This is a genomic window from Maricaulis sp. (assembly GCF_048268525.1).
Classification (GTDB): domain Bacteria; phylum Pseudomonadota; class Alphaproteobacteria; order Caulobacterales; family Maricaulaceae; genus Maricaulis.
The window spans coordinates 1-19,814 of record NZ_JBLWVH010000014.1 but is presented as its reverse complement, the minus strand read 5'-3'; the positions used below and the strand labels follow the sequence as shown (position 1 = coordinate 19,814).

22 protein-coding genes are annotated in these 19,814 nt (G+C 63.2%); 5 read left to right on the top strand and 17 right to left on the bottom strand.

The window, feature by feature from the left end:
• Window positions 1–108: 108 nt before the first annotated feature.
• Window positions 109–510, top strand: a complete 402-nt coding sequence (locus ACN0X9_RS08695) for a hypothetical protein (protein ID WP_417487221.1) — start codon at window positions 109–111, stop codon at window positions 508–510.
• On the opposite strand, the gene ACN0X9_RS08690 is transcribed toward ACN0X9_RS08695, so the two are convergent.
• The 14 genes from ACN0X9_RS08690 to folK all read right to left on the bottom strand — a co-directional run bounded on the left by ACN0X9_RS08690 (window position 507) and on the right by folK (window position 13,347).
• Window positions 507–1,328, bottom strand: a complete 822-nt coding sequence (locus ACN0X9_RS08690; RefSeq protein WP_417487220.1) for a hypothetical protein — start codon at window positions 1,326–1,328, stop codon at window positions 507–509. The two genes, ACN0X9_RS08695 and ACN0X9_RS08690, sit on opposite strands and share 4 nt — an antisense overlap.
• A gap of 81 nt (window positions 1,329–1,409) precedes the next feature.
• A complete protein-coding gene (locus tag ACN0X9_RS08685) occupies window positions 1,410–2,429 on the bottom strand; it encodes a M48 family metallopeptidase (protein ID WP_417487219.1) in 1,020 nt (339 codons plus the stop codon).
• Window positions 2,430–2,432: 3 nt separating this feature from the next.
• Window positions 2,433–2,984 (bottom strand): LemA family protein, encoded by a 552-nt coding sequence (locus ACN0X9_RS08680; protein ID WP_075190624.1) that lies wholly within the window; start codon window positions 2,982–2,984, stop codon window positions 2,433–2,435.
• A gap of 75 nt (window positions 2,985–3,059) precedes the next feature.
• Complete coding sequence (parC, locus tag ACN0X9_RS08675) at window positions 3,060–5,336, bottom strand: DNA topoisomerase IV subunit A (protein ID WP_417487218.1); 2,277 nt, start codon at window positions 5,334–5,336, stop codon at window positions 3,060–3,062.
• 276 nt (window positions 5,337–5,612) lie between these two features.
• Window positions 5,613–5,945 (bottom strand): hypothetical protein, encoded by a 333-nt coding sequence (locus ACN0X9_RS08670; protein ID WP_417487217.1) that lies wholly within the window; start codon window positions 5,943–5,945, stop codon window positions 5,613–5,615.
• Complete coding sequence (gene recO, locus ACN0X9_RS08665; RefSeq protein ID WP_417487216.1) at window positions 5,945–6,673, bottom strand: DNA repair protein RecO; 729 nt, start codon at window positions 6,671–6,673, stop codon at window positions 5,945–5,947. Before recO ends, ACN0X9_RS08670 begins: the two co-directional genes overlap by 1 nt.
• A gap of 44 nt (window positions 6,674–6,717) precedes the next feature.
• Window positions 6,718–7,662: a GTPase Era gene (gene era, locus ACN0X9_RS08660; protein WP_417487215.1), complete on the bottom strand. Its 945-nt coding sequence runs from the start codon at window positions 7,660–7,662 to the stop codon at window positions 6,718–6,720.
• Complete coding sequence (rnc, locus tag ACN0X9_RS08655) at window positions 7,655–8,341, bottom strand: ribonuclease III (RefSeq protein ID WP_417487214.1); 687 nt, start codon at window positions 8,339–8,341, stop codon at window positions 7,655–7,657. The genes era and rnc overlap by 8 nt, the downstream gene beginning before the upstream one ends.
• On the bottom strand, window positions 8,334–8,762 hold the full coding sequence (gene acpS / locus ACN0X9_RS08650; RefSeq protein WP_417487213.1) for a holo-ACP synthase: 429 nt from the start codon (window positions 8,760–8,762) through the stop codon (window positions 8,334–8,336). The genes rnc and acpS overlap by 8 nt, the downstream gene beginning before the upstream one ends.
• Entirely contained in the window at window positions 8,759–9,502 is a 744-nt protein-coding gene (locus ACN0X9_RS08645; protein WP_417487212.1) for a pyridoxine 5'-phosphate synthase, read from the bottom strand. The genes acpS and ACN0X9_RS08645 overlap by 4 nt, the downstream gene beginning before the upstream one ends.
• A 33-nt stretch (window positions 9,503–9,535) precedes the next feature.
• The gene (gene pyrE, locus ACN0X9_RS08640; RefSeq protein WP_417487211.1) at window positions 9,536–10,120 is read right to left on the bottom strand and encodes an orotate phosphoribosyltransferase; all 585 of its coding nucleotides are present in this window, start codon (window positions 10,118–10,120) and stop codon (window positions 9,536–9,538) included.
• A complete protein-coding gene (locus tag ACN0X9_RS08635; RefSeq protein ID WP_417487210.1) occupies window positions 10,117–12,348 on the bottom strand; it encodes a RelA/SpoT family protein in 2,232 nt (743 codons plus the stop codon). Before ACN0X9_RS08635 ends, pyrE begins: the two co-directional genes overlap by 4 nt.
• A 6-nt stretch (window positions 12,349–12,354) precedes the next feature.
• Entirely contained in the window at window positions 12,355–12,726 is a 372-nt protein-coding gene (gene rpoZ / locus ACN0X9_RS08630) for a DNA-directed RNA polymerase subunit omega (protein ID WP_417487209.1), read from the bottom strand.
• A gap of 48 nt (window positions 12,727–12,774) precedes the next feature.
• Window positions 12,775–13,347: a 2-amino-4-hydroxy-6-hydroxymethyldihydropteridine diphosphokinase gene (gene folK / locus ACN0X9_RS08625; RefSeq protein ID WP_417487208.1), complete on the bottom strand. Its 573-nt coding sequence runs from the start codon at window positions 13,345–13,347 to the stop codon at window positions 12,775–12,777.
• Between the two features lie 22 nt (window positions 13,348–13,369).
• Between folK and ACN0X9_RS08620 the strand changes: the two genes are divergently transcribed.
• Complete coding sequence (locus tag ACN0X9_RS08620; RefSeq protein ID WP_417487207.1) at window positions 13,370–13,909, top strand: NYN domain-containing protein; 540 nt, start codon at window positions 13,370–13,372, stop codon at window positions 13,907–13,909.
• Window positions 13,906–14,568: a uracil-DNA glycosylase gene (locus ACN0X9_RS08615; RefSeq protein WP_417487206.1), complete on the top strand. Its 663-nt coding sequence runs from the start codon at window positions 13,906–13,908 to the stop codon at window positions 14,566–14,568. The genes ACN0X9_RS08620 and ACN0X9_RS08615 overlap by 4 nt, the downstream gene beginning before the upstream one ends.
• Window positions 14,569–14,636: 68 nt before the next feature.
• Here ACN0X9_RS08615 and ACN0X9_RS08610 read toward each other — a convergent pair whose 3' ends face one another.
• A complete protein-coding gene (locus tag ACN0X9_RS08610) occupies window positions 14,637–14,843 on the bottom strand; it encodes a glutathione S-transferase (protein ID WP_417487205.1) in 207 nt (68 codons plus the stop codon).
• Between the two features lie 73 nt (window positions 14,844–14,916).
• Between ACN0X9_RS08610 and ACN0X9_RS08605 the strand changes: the two genes are divergently transcribed.
• Window positions 14,917–15,924 carry a GlxA family transcriptional regulator gene (locus ACN0X9_RS08605; RefSeq protein WP_417487204.1) on the top strand — a complete coding sequence of 336 codons (1,008 nt, stop codon included), beginning with the start codon at window positions 14,917–14,919 and terminating at the stop codon, window positions 15,922–15,924.
• Between the two features lie 19 nt (window positions 15,925–15,943).
• Here the strand turns inward: ACN0X9_RS08605 and smpB are convergent, their stop codons facing one another.
• Both smpB and dapA read right to left on the bottom strand, forming a co-directional pair.
• Window positions 15,944–16,414 (bottom strand): SsrA-binding protein SmpB, encoded by a 471-nt coding sequence (smpB, locus tag ACN0X9_RS08600; protein WP_417487203.1) that lies wholly within the window; start codon window positions 16,412–16,414, stop codon window positions 15,944–15,946.
• Window positions 16,415–16,425: 11 nt separating this feature from the next.
• Window positions 16,426–17,307 (bottom strand): 4-hydroxy-tetrahydrodipicolinate synthase, encoded by an 882-nt coding sequence (gene dapA, locus ACN0X9_RS08595; protein ID WP_417487202.1) that lies wholly within the window; start codon window positions 17,305–17,307, stop codon window positions 16,426–16,428.
• A gap of 145 nt (window positions 17,308–17,452) precedes the next feature.
• On the opposite strand from dapA, the gene ACN0X9_RS08590 reads away from it, so the two are divergent.
• Window positions 17,453–19,513, top strand: a complete 2,061-nt coding sequence (locus tag ACN0X9_RS08590; RefSeq protein ID WP_417487201.1) for a transglycosylase SLT domain-containing protein — start codon at window positions 17,453–17,455, stop codon at window positions 19,511–19,513.
• The last annotated feature ends 301 nt before the right edge of the window (window positions 19,514–19,814 follow it).

The following is a 19,814-nucleotide window of genomic DNA, read 5'->3' as shown; positions in this document are numbered from 1 at the left end:
CATTCTTCCCCGAGCGATCCGGTTGCCCTAAGATACTGACTTGCTACCGACGGCTTTGCGGTCGGGACGTCAACGCGCGGACCCGGGGCGGCCGCAGACAAGGGATAGATGCTGAGAAATCGTCGACTTATCGCCGGGATCCTGATTGCGCTGATGGCGATCCCCGCATTTTTCTCGATCCAGATCCTTCTGGTCCTTGCCGGGCAATATCAGCTCACGCCCGAACCCGAGAACGCCCGCTATATCCTGCAATCGACACCGCTGTGGGCCCTGCTGGCGCCGCCATTGCGGATTCTGGTTCTGTGCGTCGCTCTGGCCCTGGCCATCCGTCGGTCACGCTGGATCGTTCTGGCGGCCTGTCTTGATCTGATACTTCACATCAGCGGCTGGCTGACGATCATCAGTAATGGCAGCTTCAACCTGCCGACCGGCTACATCACATTCGCCATCCAGGCAGTGCTCTTCTATACGCTCGCGCAATCAGGCGGACTGACGATCAAGCGCGTCTAGCTTGAGCTGGCACTCCGATCAAATCCGTCTTCGACATCGCGCAGGAAGCGGTTCACCTCACCCATGTCCAGCGTTCGGGCCAACGCATCGCAATCTAGCCGCGGGCGCGATGAATAATAGCCCCGCATCGCCAGGATCGCTACGCGGTGGCCGTCAATATCTCCCTCCGGCAATGCACGCAGATCCCGCTTCAGCCGGGCGAGCGCATCGCGATCGCTTGCCGTATAGCGTTCCAGCGCATCAAACAGCGCCTCAATATAGGTGATGTACAGCTCGCGCCGATTGCCCACGAGATCAGGCGCATGTCCATCCATCGCGTGACCGTAAAGCTCGCCATAGGCCTCGCCAGCCGGATTGGTATGCGCATAACTGTCGCCAAGGGCATGGATCAAAAAGCCGGTTTGCCAGTCCACACTGTCAGACGACCTGACGCGTGCCTCGACCATGGCGGCAAGGTCGGCTCGCCGCCGCGCAACAGCGTTGCGGTCTCCGCCATGCAGGGAGTGCAAAACGGCGTTGATCCGGTGACGATAGCCCCAAGCCCCGAACAATCCCCAAACGCTCACCTGGGGCGCTGCATAGCGCAGCGCCAGGTCGTCGGCCGCCTGGTTGAAAAAGGCGAGACGCGCCGCATCCTCGTCCGAGTGCCCCGCCAGCCTTGCGATGACATAGGTCGTGTCCTGATGACCGTCGCGCTGGTATTTGGGTGCCCCGTCGAGGCTCAGGCAGGATGGATTCAGCGTTCGGTATCCCGGCGTCGAACAGGCGGTAAGCCCACCCAATCCGATCAAGATGGCGGCTTTGAGCAGGTATTTCATGATGTTCCCCCGGAAAACCCCGTTCCCGCGAAACAGCCTAGCTGTTGCTACGCGGCGGCGCCAATGAAAGGCGGTGCGCGCCTACACTTCCGGCACCGCGCTCCCGCGCCCACGCCGCTTTCCACCCGCATGCTCGACCAGCATCTTGATCCGTTTTTCGATCGGGGGGTGAGTGGCAAACACGCCCATGAAGCCGGATTTCGGATTCTCGATGAACATCTCGCGGACTTCATCCGGTGAGTCCTCAATGTCGGAATTCCCGGAAATCTTTTCCAGCGCCGAGATCATCGCGTCGGGATTGCGGGTCAGCTCGACGGCGCCGGCATCGGCCATGTATTCGCGCCGACGCGACAGCGAGAAGCGGATCATGATGGCGAGGAAGTAAGCCACGACGATGATGGCAATGGCGATCACGATGACCAGCCCGCCGCCGCGGCCGCCGGAACGCCTGTCGCCACCCGCGCGCATCCCCATCCAGAACATGCGCCGGAACATGATCTCGGCAACAAAGGAGATGATGCCGACAAAGATGATGGAGATGACCAGCAGCCGCACATCGTGATGGCGGATATGCGACAGCTCGTGCGCCAGCACGGCTTCCAGCTCGGCCTTGTCGAGACGCTGCATCAGACCGCGGGTCACGGTGACGGTATATTGCCCCTCGCGCACACCCGAGGCGTAGGCATTGAGTGCACCGGTCTCGATCACCGCCAGTTTCGGCATGGTCAGCCCGCGCGAGATGCACAGGTTTTCCAGCAGATTGTAGAGTTCCGGCTCGGCCTTCCGGTCAACCGGACGCGCCCCTGTGGCGGCATTGATCATCGACTGGTGAAAGAACCAAGCAATGACGAACCAGATGGCCGCAATGCCCAGGGACCAGGCCGCGATCATGGGCAGTCGCGAGGCTTCCGAAGTCAGGAAATCAAGCCCGGCCCCGTCCTTGCCCGACTGGGTATAGGACGGGTCGCCGAAGCCGGTCATCAATATGGTCAGCGCATAGCCGATGGCGACCAGCAAGACCGGAAAGGCCGCCAGCAGAAAGACCGAGCGCAGATTATTGTTCCAGATATGGGTGCGGAGCCCTGCCGCGCCGCCCAACATGACCTAGAACTGCACCTTCGGGGCGCCGCGCTCGGCTTCACCGACTTCGAAATATTCGCGCTGCTTGAAGCCCATCGAATTGGCAATCACCACGGCCGGGAATTGCTCGGTCGAGGTGTTGTATTCGTTGACGGCGTTGTTGAAGAAGCGGCGGGCCGCAGCGATCTTGTTTTCCAGATCGGACAGCTCGGCCTGCAGCTGCATGAAGTTCTGGTTGGCCTTCAGGTCGGGATAGGCTTCCGACAGGGCAAACAGCTGGCGCAGCGCGCCGGAGAGCATGTTCTCGGCCCCGGCCAGATCCTTTACCGAGGTCGCATCAATCGCGGTCTGGCGCGCCTTGATGACGTTTTCCAGCGTCTCTTTCTCGTGGCTGGCATAGCCCTGGACCGTGCTGACCAGATTGGGCACCAGATCATGGCGCTGTTTCAGCTGGACATCGATATCGCCCCAAGCCTGGTTGCAGGTCTGCCGCAGCGCGACAAGCCGGTTGTAGACCATGACCAGAAACACGCCGAGGGCGATGATCACGAGCAATAGAATGAGGCCGGTATCCATGCCTGTCTCTCCTTGAGGGGCAATATTACAGGGCGCTCAACCCCCGAACCGGGCGTTGCGCATTCAAATCACTACTTATTCCGCTTTCGCCTGTGAAGCGAGGAATTCCGAGCCGCGCGGCGAAAAGCGCAGCGAACGCGGGAAACCGCGCGGAATCATCTTGCCGGCCTGGGCCCGCTTGGCGGTCCATAACAGCCAGTCATCCAGATTGAAACGCCGTCCGGCCCCGTCCAGCCAGGTCAGCCCGTCTTCGGCATTGAACACGGTTGCGTCCGCCAGTTTGGCACCCTTGCCGCCCAAGAGCTTGACGCCCTTGCCGCGGCTCATGACCGGGATTTCCTCCAGTTCGAAGACCAGCAATTTCTTGTTCTCGCCGATCAAGGCGACGCGGTCGCCAGTCGCCGGGATGCACAGGAAGGCCTCGTCGCCTTCGGCCAGGTTGAGAATCTGCTTGCCGCCCTTCTTCAGGGCCAGGCAATCCTTCTCCTGGACGCGGAAACCGGAATTACCGTCGGATGCCACCAGAAGCGTGCGTTCGGGATCGTATTTGAACAGACCGATCGGCGCGGCATCGTCAGGCAGGTCGACATGCAGGCGCACCGGCTCGCCATGGCCGCGGCCGCCAGGAAGTTTGGAAGCTTCCAGCGTGTAGAACTTGCCGTCGGTGGCGAACATCAACAGGCGATCGGTGGTCTCGCATTTCACCGCGAAGGCCGACTTGTCGCCTTCCTTGAACTTCAGCTCTGTGACGTCGTTGATATGGCCTTTCAGCGCCCGCACCCAGCCGCGTTCTGACAGCACAGCGGTGATCGGCTCACGCACCACAAAGGCTTCGATCGGCGCTTCGCCGGAAATGTCGGGCGCCTTGTCGAAGACGGTGCGGCGCTTGCCCAGCGGCGTGGTCTCGGCATAAATCTCGCCCAGGTTTTTCACCTCGCCGCGCACCTTGTCCCACTGCAGCGCCGTCGACCCGATCAGTTCTTTCAAGGTCTTGCGCTCGCCGCGGAGGTTCTCGTCCTCCTTGCGGATTTCCAGCTCTTCCAGCTTGCGCAAGGCGCGCAGGCGCATGTTGAGAATGGCTTCGGCCTGACGCTCGGTCAGTTCGAAATGCGCCATCAGCTTCGCCTTGGGTTCATCCTCGAAGCGGATGATGCGGATCACCTCGTCCAGGTCGGCATAGACGATGAGATAGCCGGCCAGCACTTCCAGCCGGTCCTCGACCTTGGCCAGGCGTGTCGTCGCCCGCCGCACCGCGACCTCGCGGCGATGCTCCAGCCATATCTGCAGCACCTCGCGCAGGCTCATCACCCGCGGCACGCCCTTGGGGTCGAGCACATTGAGGTTCAGCGAGACCCGGGTTTCCAGATCGGTCAGCTTGAACAGGCTTTCCATCAGCATGGCCGGATCGACCAGCTTGGATTTCGGCTCCAGCACCAGGCGGATATCCTCGGTACTCTCGTCGAGCACATCGTCCAGCAGCGGCAGTTTCTTGGCGTCCATGAGCTGGGCGATGCGTTCGACCAGCTTGGATTTTTGCACCAGGTACGGGATTTCGGTGACCACGATGCGCCACATGCCGCGCGGCATGTCTTCCTTTTCCCACTTGGCCCGCACCCGGAAGCCACCGCGCCCGGTCTCATAGGCCGAACGGATGGCTTCGGGTGGTTCGACGATCGTGCCACCGGTCGGCAGGTCCGGCCCCTTGATATGCTTAAGCAGCGCTTCGGTTTCGGTCTCCGGATTGTCGATCAGCGTCATCGCGGCGGCGCAGATCTCGGCGACATTGTGCGGCGGCACCGAGGTCGCCATGCCGACGGCAATACCGGTCGAGCCATTGGCGAGGAGGTTGGGGAATGCACCGGGCAGGACCAGCGGCTCGCGCTCGGAGCCGTCATAGGTCTCCTCGAAATCAACCGTGCCCTGGTCGATATCCTGCAGCAGCAGTTCCGCCGCCTTGGTCAGGCGGGCTTCGGTATAACGCATGGCGGCCGCGCCATCACCATCGATATTGCCGAAATTGCCCTGCCCCTCGACCAGCGGATAGCGCGAGGCGAAATCCTGGGCCAGGCGGACCAGCGCCTCATAGACCGACTGGTCGCCATGCGGGTGGTATTTACCGATCACATCACCGACCACACGGGCCGATTTCTTGAACGCCTGGTCCGGGTTCAGCTTCAGCTCGCGCATGGCGTACAAGAGACGCCGGTGGACAGGTTTCAGGCCATCACGGGCATCGGGCAGCGCCCGCTGGGTGATCGTCGAGAGCGCATAGGCGAGATATCGCCGCGACAGCGCCTCGTTGAACGTCTCCTCGATGATATGCCCGCCGTCGGGATCAAAATGATCGCCCATGAAGCCCACCTGACTGATTCGCGTTTGGGTCAGTATAGGCAGGGCTGGCGAGGTGCGCAGGGGTGAGACGCAGGATTAGCTGTGGGGAATGGTGGTGCGTGCGAACTAAAAAGGGCCGCCCATCGCGCGACCCATTATATATCCGAGCGCGTTGCCAACCGCGATCTCTCGGCTCGAAGCCTCTACCCTTCCGGGTGTGTGGGGTGGCTGTTCCCACCTCATCGGATATCGGGGCATTGTAACGAAGAACAGACAAAAAGCGAGGCTCCATTCCGTTCACCAGCGCTCTGGATACCTTTCGAAAGATTGGGCGAGTTCCGGCAAAATACTCGCCAAGCGTTCTTCAATCCCGTTGCCAGCGCTACCCCCCAGGTCGCAGACCGTGCTGAATTCCAATCGAGGAGTTCCTCTGTGACGAAGAAAGCCAATCCGCACACCATCGCTTTCCAAAACCAGAACCTGAAAATGATCAAGCTCATCGTGCCCGGAATCACACGACATGCCGAGCTTGGATGCGATATTCGGAGGATCAAGCGAAACACATCCGACGCCTGTCTCAAACAGGACAAGGTCAGGCGTGTATGGAAGGCGGGTCCATTTCACGGCCATCACAACCGCCCGACCCGTTCCAGCTCCGCCATCAAGCGCCCGCGCGCTTCCGGCAATTGCTTGTCGATCGGCCACAAAACCCGGCGTTCGAGGAAATAGCCGGTCAGGGCCAGGCCTCGGGCGATGTCGCCCTCCTCGATCTTGCCGGATCCGGCCATGAAGGGCGGGAGTTCGAGGAGTTTGGGGGCGTAGGGGGCGGCTTCCTCGCGGCAGACGGCGCGGCCGGTGCGCGGCGAGATATGAGTCAGGTCCTCAGTGACGCCGGTGACGGCACAGGCCGACATGTCGAGCCCATAGCCGAGGTCTGACAACAGGCCCGCCTCCCAACGCACATACAGCGCCGGCCAGATGTCGGGATCGTCGAAGGCGCCCAGCAGGAGCTGGAAGCCTTGATGCACACGCGGATGGGCTTCGCGTTCGGGCAGGCACATCACCGCCACCGCACAAGCGGCGTTGAGTCCGGCCAGCGCGGTGCGGTCCTCCATCACCATGCCGGCAGTGAGATCATCCGCCTCGATCTGGAACATGCCGAGATGTTCCGACAGGCGGGCGCGCCAATTGACCGTGATCTGGTTGCCCGGCTGCAGGATCGGCCGCATCGAGCGCGACCGCCCGCCTCGGACCAGCCCGGCATGACGCCCCTGCCCGGCCGTCAAAACCTCGACAATTGCCGACGTCTCGCCATGCGGCCGAACCGCCAGCACTATGCCCTGATCACGCCATTCCATGGGGTGGTTGTAGGTGAGTCTTGTCCCTCACACACTGGGGCTACTCAGACGTCGAAATCCAGCCCCACATCCTTGTAGTGCGAGCGTCGCGCCATCCATTTGGCGTCGACTTTCACATTGAGGAAGAGGTGGACCTTGCAGCCCAGCACCTCTTCCAGCTCCTTGCGGGAGGCTTCGCCGATCGATTTGACGGCGCTGCCGCCCTTGCCCAGGACGATGGGTTTTTGGGTTTCGCGTTCAACGATGATGGATTGCTCGATGCGCAGGGAGCCGTCGCGCAGCTTCTTCCAGACCTCGGTCTCGACCATGGAGGCGTAGGGCAGCTCCTCGTGCAGGCGCAGATAGACTTTCTCGCGGGTGATCTCGGCGGCGAGGATGCGGGCCGGCAAATCGGCGACCTGGTCGGCGGGATAGTGCCAGACGCCTTCCGGCATCAGGCCGGCGATGAATTCGCGCAACTGCGGCACGCCCGACCCGGTCTTGGCCGAGATCATGAAGACCTCGGAATAGACGCCGGTCTCGTAGAGTTCCTGGGACATGGCCAGCAACTGGTCACGCGGCATCAGGTCGACCTTGTTGAGGACCAGGATGGCCTTCTGCTCGGTCTTCTTCAGACCTTCGGTGACACGGTCATCATCCTCGACCATGCGGCTGTCGCCACTCTTGGCGCCACCATGGATCATGCGGGCACGGGCGCCGGCATCGACGACATGCATGATGGTGTCAGCCTCTCCGGCACCGGACCAGGCGGCCGCGACCATCGACTTGTCGAGCCGGGTCTTGGGCGCGAACACGCCGGGCGTGTCGACCAACACGATCTGGGTCTCGCCGGCCAGCGCCACCCCGCGCACGGCGAAGCGGGTCGTCTGCACCTTGTGGGTGACGATGGTGACCTTCTCGCCGACCAGGGCATTGACGAGGGTCGACTTGCCGGCATTGGGCGATCCGATGACCGCGGCAAAACCGCAGCGTTTGGGAGTATCAGACATGCTGTCCTTCGCGTTTCAGCAATTCCTCGGCGGCGGCCCGTTCGGCTGCCTGCTTGGAACCGCCCTCGCCCACAGCGGGCGCAAGGGGTGTGACCGTGACCTGCACGGTGAAGACCGGCCGGTGGTCCGGGCCGGAACGTTCATTGAGTTCATAACGCGGAACACCGCGGCCTGTCTTGGCCGCCCATTCCTGCAGCGCGGACTTGGGATCCGATGGCTTGGCCTTGAGCGCCTCGATGCGCGGCCCCCAATGATGGTCGAAGAAGACCTGGACCGCCGCCCGGCCGCCATCGAGATAGATCGCCGCCATCAGGGACTCGCAGGCATCGCCGAGGATGGAGGTCTTGTTGCGACCGCCGCCCTTTTCCTCCGACTTGCCGATCCGCAGCGCCGCACCGAGATCGACCGCGCGGGCGACATCGGCGCAGGTTTCCTTGCGCACCATCGAGTTGAGCCGCGGTGCGAGGGCGCCCTCATCGGCCTTGTCGAATGATGTGAACAGCGCTTCCGCCGTCATCAGGCCGAGCACCCGGTCGCCGAGGAATTCCAGGCGCTCATAGGTTGGGATGGTCTTGCGACCCTCGGCGAAACTGCCATGGGTCAGGGCGCGCTCGATCAGGCTCTTGTCGGTAAAAACATAGCCAATGCGCTGTTCCAGCCGGGCAATCGGATCAGCCATGGGCGAGCCCGTCAAAATGATGGCCGATCGGCCGCGCTTCGAGCACCACAAAGGCCTGCGCCCAGGGATGGTCGTCGGTGATGGTAATATGCGCGAAGGGCTCATGCCCATGCGGGGTCAGCGCCAGGGCGCGCTCCAGGGCCCGGCCCTTGAACTCCAGCGTCGGTTTGCCGCCGGGTAGATTGACCACGCCGATCTCCTTCCAGGACACGCCGCGCGCAATCCCGGTGCCCAGCGCCTTCGCGCCGGCCTCCTTGGCCGCGAAGCGCTTGGCATAGCTGGCAGCGCGCATGCGGCGCTTGTCCGACTTGGCCTGCTCGATCTCGGTGAAGACACGCTGGATGAAGCGGTCGCCAAAGCGCTCGATCGATCTCTCGATACGCCGGATATCCATCAGGTCAGAGCCGAGGCCGATGATCATGACGCTGCCCGCGCTTCCTCGATCAGCCCACGCATCGTCCCGACCGCCTCACGCAGACCGCGGAAGATCGCCTCGCCGATCAGGAAATGGCCGATATTGAGCTCGATCACTTCAGGGATGGCGGCGATGGGCTTGACGGTGTCATAGGTCAGGCCGTGGCCGGCATGGACTTCCAGCCCACGCTCATGGGCGACCGTCGCGGCGCTCTGCAGGCGTTTGAGATGGCGTTCGACCTCGGCCGTGTTGCCCGCCAGAAACGCTTCGCAATAGGCGCCGGTGTGAAGCTCGACGACGGCAGCGCCCATCGCTTCGGCGACGGCGATCTGGACCGGGTCGGGCTCGATGAAGAGCGAGACGCGGCTACCGCCCTCGCGCAGCTGGCGCACATAGGGCGCGATCGTGTTGTGACCGGCAGCCACATCCAGCCCGCCCTCGGTTGTCCGCTCCTCGCGCTTTTCCGGCACCAGGCAGACCGCGTGCGGCTTGTGACGCAGGGCGATGTCGAGCATTTCCGGCGTGGCCGCCATTTCCAGATTGAGCGGCAGGTCGATCTCGGCCATCAGCCGGTCGATATCGGTATCGGTGATATGGCGACGGTCTTCGCGCAGGTGCGCCGTGATCCCGTCCGCCCCGGCTTCCGACGCCTGACGCGCGGCGCGCACCGGGTCCGGATGCTCACCACCGCGGGCATTCCGGATTGTGGCCACATGGTCAATATTGACGCCGAGACGAATGCTCACCGGCTGCTCCTGTCGATGCGTGTCTGCACGGCCTCAGGCGAGACCGCGACTGCCCGGCTTGATGGCCGGTATGGCTTCCAGTTCCGGCGGCAATTGATCAGCCGGATAGGCGGGAACCTTGTATTCGGTCAGCGCGATCAGCGGCACGCCGACATCGGCCTCACCGCCAGACCGGTCAACGAGGCAGGCCTCGGCGATGACCGTGGCGCCGGTCTTGTTGATGGCCTCGATGCATTCGCGCGAGGACAGGCCGGTCGAGACGATGTCCTCGACCACCAGGACCTTGTCGTCCTTGCTCAGCTCGAACCCGCGGCGCAGGGTAAACTCGCCATTCTCGCGCTCGACATAAAGCCCCTTGAGACCCATCTGACGCGCCATCTCATAGCCCGGCACGATCCCGCCGGTGGCCGGAGAGACGATAACCGTCGGGGCGTCGCCAAGTTCAGCCCGCACTTTCGCCGCCAGAGCCTTGCACAGGCGCTCGGTCCGTTCCGGCTCGGAGAAGACTCGGGCCTTTTGCAGGAAGACACCGCTGCGCAGTCCGGAAGAGAGGATGAAATGGCCCTCGAGCAAGGCGCCAGCGGCCCGGAATTCGGCCAGGACTTCGTCGCGTGTCATTCTTCCTTTATCTCCTCGATTTCCGCCCTCGCCCGATCGGCGGAGACGACGGTCTCACACATGCGGATGGCGGCCAGGATATTGGCCAGATGCCGGGTATCGAACACTTCGACGTCAAATTCCATGTCGAAAAAGTCTGCGGCACGGTTGCGGGTGGTCACGCTGGCGATATTGCCGCGGTTCTCCGACACCGTCTTGGCGATCTCGGCGAGGGCGCCCGGTTCATTGTGCATGACTGCCTGGATTCGCGCCATCGAGACGGCATTGCCTTCGGCTTCCGCGGTCCAGGCCAGGTCGAGCCAGTCATCCATCGCATTTTCCTCGAACTGGGCGAGGCGTTCGCAATCAATGGTGTGAATCTCGATCCCCTTGTCCTTACGCAGAAGGCCGACGATGCGGTCGCCAGGCAGAGGTGAGCAGCATTCGGCAAAATGAAGCGTCACGCCCTGTGTCAGGCCTCGGCCACGCACATAGAGACGGGCCTTGCTATCCTGGATCAGGTCCCGGCCAGCGGCATCCGGACGCTCGTCAAGACGACCCGGAAAGGCCGCGTTGAGCATGTCGACCGAGGAGATCCGGCCGCGACCAAGGGTCTCGTACATCTCGTTGGCGTCCTTCACCTCAAGCCGCGAGAACGCGTCCTTGAGATCCGCCTCGATCAGCGTCCGGCCTTCGCGGCGGAAGGCGTGCTCGGCCATGATCTTGCCAATGCGATGGAACTCGTCGCGTTCGCTCTCGCGGATGAGGCGCCGGATCGCGGCACGGGCGCGACCGGTAACAGCGAGATTCTCCCATCCAGCCGGTGGTTGACGCACGCCGCCCTTCACGATGGCAACCACATCGCCATTGCGCAGCTGCGTGCGCAATGGGCGTTCGCGGCCATTGATCTTGGCCGCCACGGTCGTGTGCCCGAGCTCGGTATGGACCGCGTAGGCGAAGTCCAGCGGGGTCGCACCGACCGGGAGCGAAATCAGGTCGCCCTTGGGTGTGAAACAATAGACCTGGTCGGCAAACATCTCGAGCTTGGCGTGCTCGAGAAACTCCTCCGGATCGCCACCCTGGTTGAGGATTTCCACGAAGGGCCGCAGGCGCTCCAGCGGGTCGCCACCGGCGGCTTGAGCGGCATCGGCATCATAGGTGTAGGAGGAATTCTTGTAGCGCCAGTGCGCGGCCACGCCGCTCTCGGCCACCGCCTCCATCTCCTCGGTGCGGATCTGAAGTTCGACCCGGACATTTTTCGGGCCCATCACCGTGGTGTGCAGGGAGCGGTAGTTATTCGGCTTGGGCAGGGAGATGAAATCGCGGAAACGCTCCGGCACACAGCGCCAGGACTGATGGATCACGCCCAGGGCGCGATAGCAGTCATCCGGCGTGTCGACGATCAGGCGAAAGGCGTAAATGTCCGCGATTTCCTCGAAGGTCAGCCCCTTGCGCTCCAGCTTGCGCCAGATCGAATAGGGCCGCTTCTCGCGCCCGAAGATGCGTCCCTCAATCCCGGCTGCGGCGAGGCTGTCGGTCATCGCGGCTGAGACGACCGAAACTTCCTCGGCATGGGCATCGCGCAGGCGCTTCAGTCGGGTGTTGATCGATTCATGGGCCGAGGCGTTGACGTGCTCGAAGGCCAGGTCCTCAAGCTCGACGCAGACCCGGTTGATCCCGATCCGGCGCGCCAACGGTGCATAGATTTCCAGTGTTTCCAGCGCGATCCGCTCGCGCTTGTCGGCGCGCGATATGGCGTCCAGCGTGCGCATATTGTGCAGGCGGTCGCACAGCTTGACGATCAGGACCCGGACATCATCCGAGATCGCCACCACCAGTTTTTGCAGGTTTTCGGCCTGTTTGGTGCGTTTGGAGCGCAGCTCCATCTGGCCCAGCTTGGTGACGCCGTCGACCAGGCCCGCCACCTCCTCGGAAAAGGTAGAGGTCAGGTCCTCCAGCGTTGCCGGCGTGTCCTCCACCGTATCGTGGAGCAGGCCGGTGCAGACCGTGGCCACGTCCATGCGCAGGTCGGCGAGGATCATCGCGACCTGGGCCACATGGGCAAAATAGGGTTCGCCCGACTGGCGGCGCTGCGGCCGGTGTGCTTCCTCGGCAAAGTCGTAGGCACGCCGCACGAAGTCGGCGTCGACTTTAGGGAAATACCGGCGGATACGCGCTATCAGCTCGTCCGCGCTGGGTATGGCGGGCGGCGACGGGTCCAGTTCGGGTGACGTCGCGCCGGAGGTCAAGACGCGTTAGAGGCGGCCGTCAGGCGCGCCATCCCGGTCGTTCTGAAGCGCCTTGAGCATCTCGGCCTCGTCGAGCTCGACCGGCGGTGCCGGCAGGGCTTCCATTTGCTGGCCACGCTCTTCGCGCGCCGCATCTTCCTCGTCCTCGCTCGGCAGCACGCGCTGCAGACCGTTGACCAGGCTGTCCTTCAGCGCATCCATGTCGAGCGTTTCGTCCGCGATCTCGCGGAGGGCAACGACAGGGTTCTTGTCATTGTCGCGATCAATCGTCAGCTCGGAGCCGGCCGAGATGTTGCGGGCACGGTGTGCCGCCATCAGAACCAGACGGAAACGATTGGGAATTTTTTCAATGCAGTCTTCGACAGTGACGCGAGCCATGCGCGCGAACTCCTTGAACCAGCGCTAGAGGTTTTGGAACCGCGTTACCTAATCCCCTCGCCCTTCAAAAGCAAGGCTGTCGGGTGAGAGTTTTCCGGCCTCTTGCAGCTTGTATGTTGCGCTGCGATCCGCCTGCGGCAATGCGGCGATCAGGTCGGCGATGGCAAGCCCACTGACCGGATCGGTCCAAGCGGGTGCGATCTCGGCCAATGGCAGCAGGACGAAGGCCCGCTCGACGGCCCTAGGATGCGGCACGGTCAGCCCGTCCGCGGCCTCGATCCGCTCGCCACGACAATCGATGAGGTCTAGATCAAGCGGCCGAGGCGCATTGCGCACGGTGCGCGCCCGTCCGAAGGCAGATTCAATGGCATGCAGCGTGTCAAGGATGGCCCTGGCGGGCTGGTCCGATGTGATCTCGGTGACGGCATTCACATAAGGGGGCTCGCTGGGGTCGGGCCAGGCCGGGCTGTGCCAGTCCGAAGAAGCCGCGACGATCTTGAACCCTGCCTCTTCCAGCGCGAAGCGTGCCCGGTCCAGGGTCTCACGCGGACTCCAATCCCCCAGTGGAAGATTGGCTCCGAGCGCGATATATACCGGCGCAGATTGGTTTCCCGTATTCATCGCGTTTCCCAAGGATATTCCCATGGCATTTTACCCTGACGAACGGATCGGTCTTTTTATCGACGGCGCCAACCTGTTCTCAACGACCAAGGCGCTCGACTTCGATATCGATTTCAAACGCCTTCTCGAGGAATTCCGCAAGCGCGGCAAGCTGATCCGCGCCAATTACTACACGGCCCTGCTCGAGCACGAGGAATACAACCCCCTGCGCCCGCTGGTCGACTGGCTGGACTATAACGGCTTCTCGGTGATCACGAAGCCGGCCAAGGAATACACTGACGATCATGGCCGACGCCGGATCAAGGGTGACATGGATATCGAACTGGCGGTCGACATGCTGCAGGCCGCCACCTATCTCGATCACATCATCCTGTTCACCGGTGACGGCGACTTCCGCTATGCCCTCGCCGCGGCCCGCGCCAAGGGTGCCCGGATCTCGGTGGTCTCATCGCTGAAGACCAACCCGTCCATGATCTCCGACGATCTGCGCCGGGAGGCCGACGCCTTCATCGAGCTGGATGATTTGCGGGCGATGATCGGTCGGGCGCCGGCGAGCTCGTGAGCGCCTCCATTCCACCGGAAGCGCCGCTCGATTGCCCGCTCTGCCCTCGCCTGGTCGCCTTTCGTGAGGCGACGGCGGCTGACCACCCGGACTGGCACAACGCACCTGTGGAGTCCTTCGGCTCGGATCAGGCCCGCCTGCTGATCATCGGCCTGGCGCCCGGTCTGCGCGGCGCCAACAGGACCGGCCGTCCATTTACCGGCGACTGGGCCGGCGACCTGCTCTACGCCACCCTCGACCGTTTCGGCTTCTCGCGCGGAACCTATGCCAGCCATGCCGAGGACGGCGTCGAGCTGGTCGATGCGATGATCACCAATGCCGTGCGCTGCGTGCCGCCCGAGAACAAGCCGGTCGGGGCCGAGGCCAATGCCTGCCGCCCCTTCCTGACCAGTCGCATCGCCGCGATGCCGCGCCTGAAGGCCGTGTTGTGCCTGGGAAAGATTTCGCACGACAACACGCTTCGGGCGCTGGGCCTGCCGCTCAAAACGGTCAAGTTCGGGCATGCGGTGACCGAGGACATTCCCGGCCCCAACGGGTCCCTGCGGCTGTTCGACAGCTATCATTGCTCCCGCTACAACACCAATACCGGTCGTTTGACCGAGGCCATGTTTGATGCCGTTTTCGGCGACATCCGGGCCTGGCTGGACAGGTCACCGTGATATCCTGCCAAGTGTGCACAGCGAACGAATGCACGCCTGACAGGCGATATTGCGCTCGCCAACTCGCGTCAGACTTGTGTGTCGATGGCAGAATCCGAGGCTGATCGATCAAGCCGGCCATCAAAATGTGTCATGGCGACCTCGAACTTGTCCCGACATCCCGGATTGCAGAAGCCGACAACCGCTTCGCGGTATCGGGTTAGCGCGTCAGCGGCCACCGGCAACCCCGACCAGGGGCATGTCGTATTGATGACATCTTCAATCGCTAACTTCATCCCATTAACCTTTTCCCGCCTTTCCCATTGTTCCTGCTGGATATACCGGCACATTGATGGCATAAATGACCACATGCTCCCTTTTTCTGCCAATCCTGACCAAATCGAACGCTGCGTCGCCTTTGTCACTTTTCCCGGCGTGAAGCTGCTGGATGTGACCGGTCCGCTGCAGGTGTTCGAGGATGCCAATACCTTCCTGGGCCGCACCGCCTACTCCACACCCATTGCGTCCTATTATGGCGGCCCGGTCGAGACGGATGCCGGCGTCCTCCTCAACACACGACGCCTGGCCGGGATCGGGCTGGACGAGGATGACACGCTGATGATTGCTGGCGGCGGTGGTGTCTTCCCAGCCTGCCGCGAGGCCCGTCTGGTCCAGGCGATCCAGAAATCTGCCGAGAAATGCGGGCGGATTGCCTCAACCTGTACCGGCGCTTTCCTGCTCGGCGCCGCCGGCCTTCTGGACGGCAAGCGTGCCGTCACCCATTGGCGCCATTGCGAGCGCCTCGCCGAGGACTGCCCCGACACGGACGTCGATCCGGACCCGATCTTCATCGAGGATGGACGGGTCTGGACCTCGGCCGGTGTCACCGCCGGCATCGACCTAGCCCTGGCGATGGTCGAGCGCGATCACGGCCGCGAGCTGGCGCTGGAACTGGCCCGCTCGCTGCTGGTCTATGTCAAACGCCCCGGCGGCCAGTCGCAATTCTCCGAGGCCCTGAAGCAACAAAAGCGCTCCGCGACGGGACGTTTCGACGCCCTGCACTTCTGGATGAAGGACAATCTGGTCGCCGATCTGAAAGTCGAGTCGCTGGCCGAACGGTCCGGTATGAGCCCGCGCAACTTCGCCCGCCTCTATACCGAGGATACCGGCATGACCCCGGCCCGCGCGGTGGAGCAATTCCGGGTCGATGCGGCCCGGGCGATGCTGGAAAATCCCAATGTCTCGATCAAGACCGTGGCCAGCCAGACCGGTTTCGGCAATGACGAGCGGATGCGGCGGTCATTTGCCCGCCTGCTGGGCGTGACGCCGCAAGCCTATCGCGAACGTTTTGCCGTCGAGACGGCTGCGAGCGTCTGATCATCCGGCTCCTTGCCGGTCAGCCGTAATTCTTCATCAGGCGGGACTTCTGCTTGTTCCACTCGCGGTCCTTGATTGTCTGGCGCTTGTCGACAGTCTTCTTGCCGGTCGCCAGACCGATCTGGAGCTTGGCCAGCCCCCGACCATTGAAATAAAGACGCAGCGCGACAATCGTCCGGCCCTGCTGGGTCGAAGCGCCGGTCAGCTTGGCGATTTCCTTGGCCTTGAGCAGGAGTTTGCGGTGCCGCTTGGGTTCGTGGTTGAAGCGGTTCGCCGGCCCGTAGGGCGGGATGTCGGCATTGATCAGCCACAGGCCTTCACGCTCGGCGCTGACATAGCTCTCGGCGATATTGGCGCGACCTTCGCGCAGGGATTTCACCTCCGAGCCCATCAACATCAGGCCGGCCTCGTAGGTTTCTTCAATCTCGTAATCAAAACGGGCGCGCCGGTTGACGGCGACAGGTCCGGTTTCGGATTTGGGTTTGCTCATGGTGCTTTCAATCAGGCCCGGTCAAGCAGGCCGGCATGGACAAGGGCGGCGCGGACCTGGGCATTGGACGCCTCGTTAGGCTCGGTCAAAGGCAGGCGCAATTCGGTATTCATCACGCCCAGCACGGACAGCGCATATTTCGCCGGTCCCGGGCTGGACGAGGAAAACAGCGCGTGATGCAGCTGCATCAGCTTGTCGTTAAGTGTCCGCGCGGTCTCCCAGTCACCGTTCAATGTGGCGTCCTGGAACTGCGCGCACAAGGCCGGGGCCACATTCGAGGTGACCGAGATCGCCCCGACACCACCGGCAGCATTGAAACCGAGCGCCGACGGATCATCACCCGACAGCATCACAAAGTCCGTACCGATCAGCCGGCGATGGTCGGATACCCGTGCCATGTCGCCGGTCGCATCCTTGATGCCAACAACCCGCTCCAGCCCGGCGATCCGGGCGACCGTCTCCGCCTGGATGTCGACCACGGTCCGGCCGGGGACGTTGTAGACCACGATTGGCAGATCGACGGCGTCGTGGATCGCCTTGAAGTGCTGGAACAGGCCCTCCGGATTGGGCTTGTTGTAATAGGGCGCGACCACAAGCCCGGCATCGGCACCCAATTCCCGGGCCCGGCGCTGGTTGGCAATCGCGACCGCGGTGCTGTTGGAACCCGTGCCGGCGACCACCGGCACACGCCCCTTGGCAGTGGCGACAACGATCTCCACGACGCGCATGTGCTCGTCAAAGGTGAGGGTCGCGTTCTCGCCCGTCGTCCCGCACGGCACCAGGCCATGCGTGCCGGCGGCGATCTGGCGCTCGGCCAGTGCAGCGACAGCCTCTTCGTCAACGGCCCCATTCTTGAATGGGGTGACGAGCGCAGTCATGGATCCCTTGAACATGTTTCATTCCCGGATACGGCCAAATCAGCGCGCGACCATATCGACCGCGTCGCACACGGCCAAGTGTTCTTGTCAAGTCTGGACAGGGCGCGAGATTTGCTGTGATGATGGATATTCCAGTCGATCGAAGAGTGTCCCGTTTGCCATGATCGCACGTTGCGTTTCCGCGTTTGTCCTGCTCGTTGTCTCCGTCGCCGCCGAGGCCCAGATTCCCTCGCCCCGTATCCGGCCGGAACCCGTCAATTTCTCGCAATACCTGTCAGACGCCGACTTTACCCGTTTCCGCGAAGGGCTGGACGCGGCCGATGACGAAGACTGGGACCGTGTCCGCGAACTGCGCCTGGAACTGACCGACACCGCCGCGCGAGACATCCTGTTGTGGCGGATCGCGCTGAACGACGCCCGCGCCAGCTTTCTGGAACTCGACCTGGCACTGACCGAGCTCGACAACTGGCCGCGTGACAGCTTCATCCGCTCCGAGGCCGAGTCGAAGATTGACGGCTCCGGCCTGACGGCACCTTTCATTCTTGGCTGGTTTGAGGAAAATCCGCCGACGGCCGGCCGTGGGCGGATTGCCCATGCCGAAGCCCTGATCGGGGTTGGCCGGATCGCCGAGGGCGAGGCGCTGTTGCGTGAGACCTGGCGTTCGGGCCGCCTCGCCAGCCGGGTTCAAAGCGAGACCTATTCGCGCCACAGCGATGTCTTCACGGAAGACGACCACATGGCCCGGATCGACTATCTGATCTGGTCTAACCAACGTACGCTGGCGCGGCGCGTCCTGCCGCTGCTGTCGGGGAATAACCGCAATCTCGCTGACGCCCGCCTGCGACTGGCGGGCCGACAGAGCGGTGTCGACCGCGCCGTCAACCGGATACCGGCGAGCCTGTCGAATGATCCCGGCCTGGTATCCGAGCGCGCCCGCTGGCCCCGCCGCTCGGGCATGCGCGACTCGACCCTGCCACTTTTGCTGCAGCTGCCCGACAGCCACACCGATGTAACCGCGCTCGAATTGATGTGGACCGAGCGCAAGCTGATGATCCTCACACTGGTGCGCGACCAGGACTATGACACCGCCTACCAACTCGCCCGGGCGCATGGCATGTCGTCCGGTGCCGACTTTGCCGATGCCGAGTTCATGGCCGGCTGGCTGGCTCTGGTCCATCTGGGCCGCGCGGAAGACGCGCTCGCCCATTTCACCCGCTTGCGCGACAATGTCTCGACCCCGGTCAGTCAGTCACGCGGTTCCTACTGGATGGCCCGCGCCCTCGACGAGCTGGGACGCGCCGGCGAAGCGGCGAGGCTCTATGCCGAGGCCGGTCAGCACTCGACCGCCTTTTACGGTCAGCTCGCCCTCACCCAGCTGCCCGATGCGAGCGGCCAGCTGGCGTTGGAAAGGGACCCCGAGCCGACCCCGGAGGCGGAGATCCGCTTCGAGGCCCGCCCGCTCGTCCGCGCCATGCGTCTGCTCGCCGAACAGGATGAGGACTATTATTTCCGCCTGTTCAGCTACCGGCTGGACGACCAGCTGACCGATCCGCAGGAGGCTGTCCTGCTGGCTCGCCTGGCCAGCAACTATCTCTACCTGCGCCAGTCCGTGCGCGCGGCCAAGGCGGCGCGCCAGCGCGGCATCATCCTGCCGCAAAGCGCCTATCCGACGATCCGGCTGCCGGCCCAGACCAATGTCCGCGCCCAACGTCCCGAAGATGCGCTGACCCATTCCATCATCCGCCAGGAGACCGAATTCGGACAGCACGCCGTCTCCGGTGCCGGTGCGCGCGGCATGATGCAGCTGATGCCGGCCACCGCCCGCGCCACCGCCCGCGATCTGGGCGAGACCTACCGCTATAGCTGGCTGACTGACGATCTCGACTACAATCTCACCCTGGCGATGCATCACCTCGCCGAAGTGGTGGACGATTATGACGGCTCCTATGTCATCGCCCTGGCCGCCTATAATGCCGGTTCGCACCGCGCCAATCGCTGGATCCGCGACTATGGCGACCCGCGCGATCCGGATGTCGACCCGGTTGACTGGGTCGAAAGCATCCCCTTCTCGGAGACCCGCAATTACGTCCAGCGCGTGATGGAAAACCTGCAGGTCTACCGCTCACGCCTGAATGACGACGCCGCTGTCCCGCTCCTCATCGAGGACGACATGCACCGCGGTGCGGCCCCGGTGCGGATCATGGTCGATCCGGAGGAGTAGGCGGACGCACCCGCTTCTCTGGGTGCCACTTATCCCCCGCATAACCCGCCACACACCGTCATCCTGACGAAGGTCAGGACCCGGTCTCGCAGGCCGGATTTCACCCGTAGTGGCAACGGCTTCGCATCGCAAACTGGGTCCCGATTGTCATTGGGGTAGACGGTGATTGGGGTGGGGATAGGCACAAACTTGTCCTCCCCCTCGCCAGCCGCCGCATAATGGCTTTGGTTTTCGGGACGGGAGGCACGAGCTCAGTCACTTGTGCCCGGAAACGAGCGGAGCCTGTCCGCGCGTCGGGGGT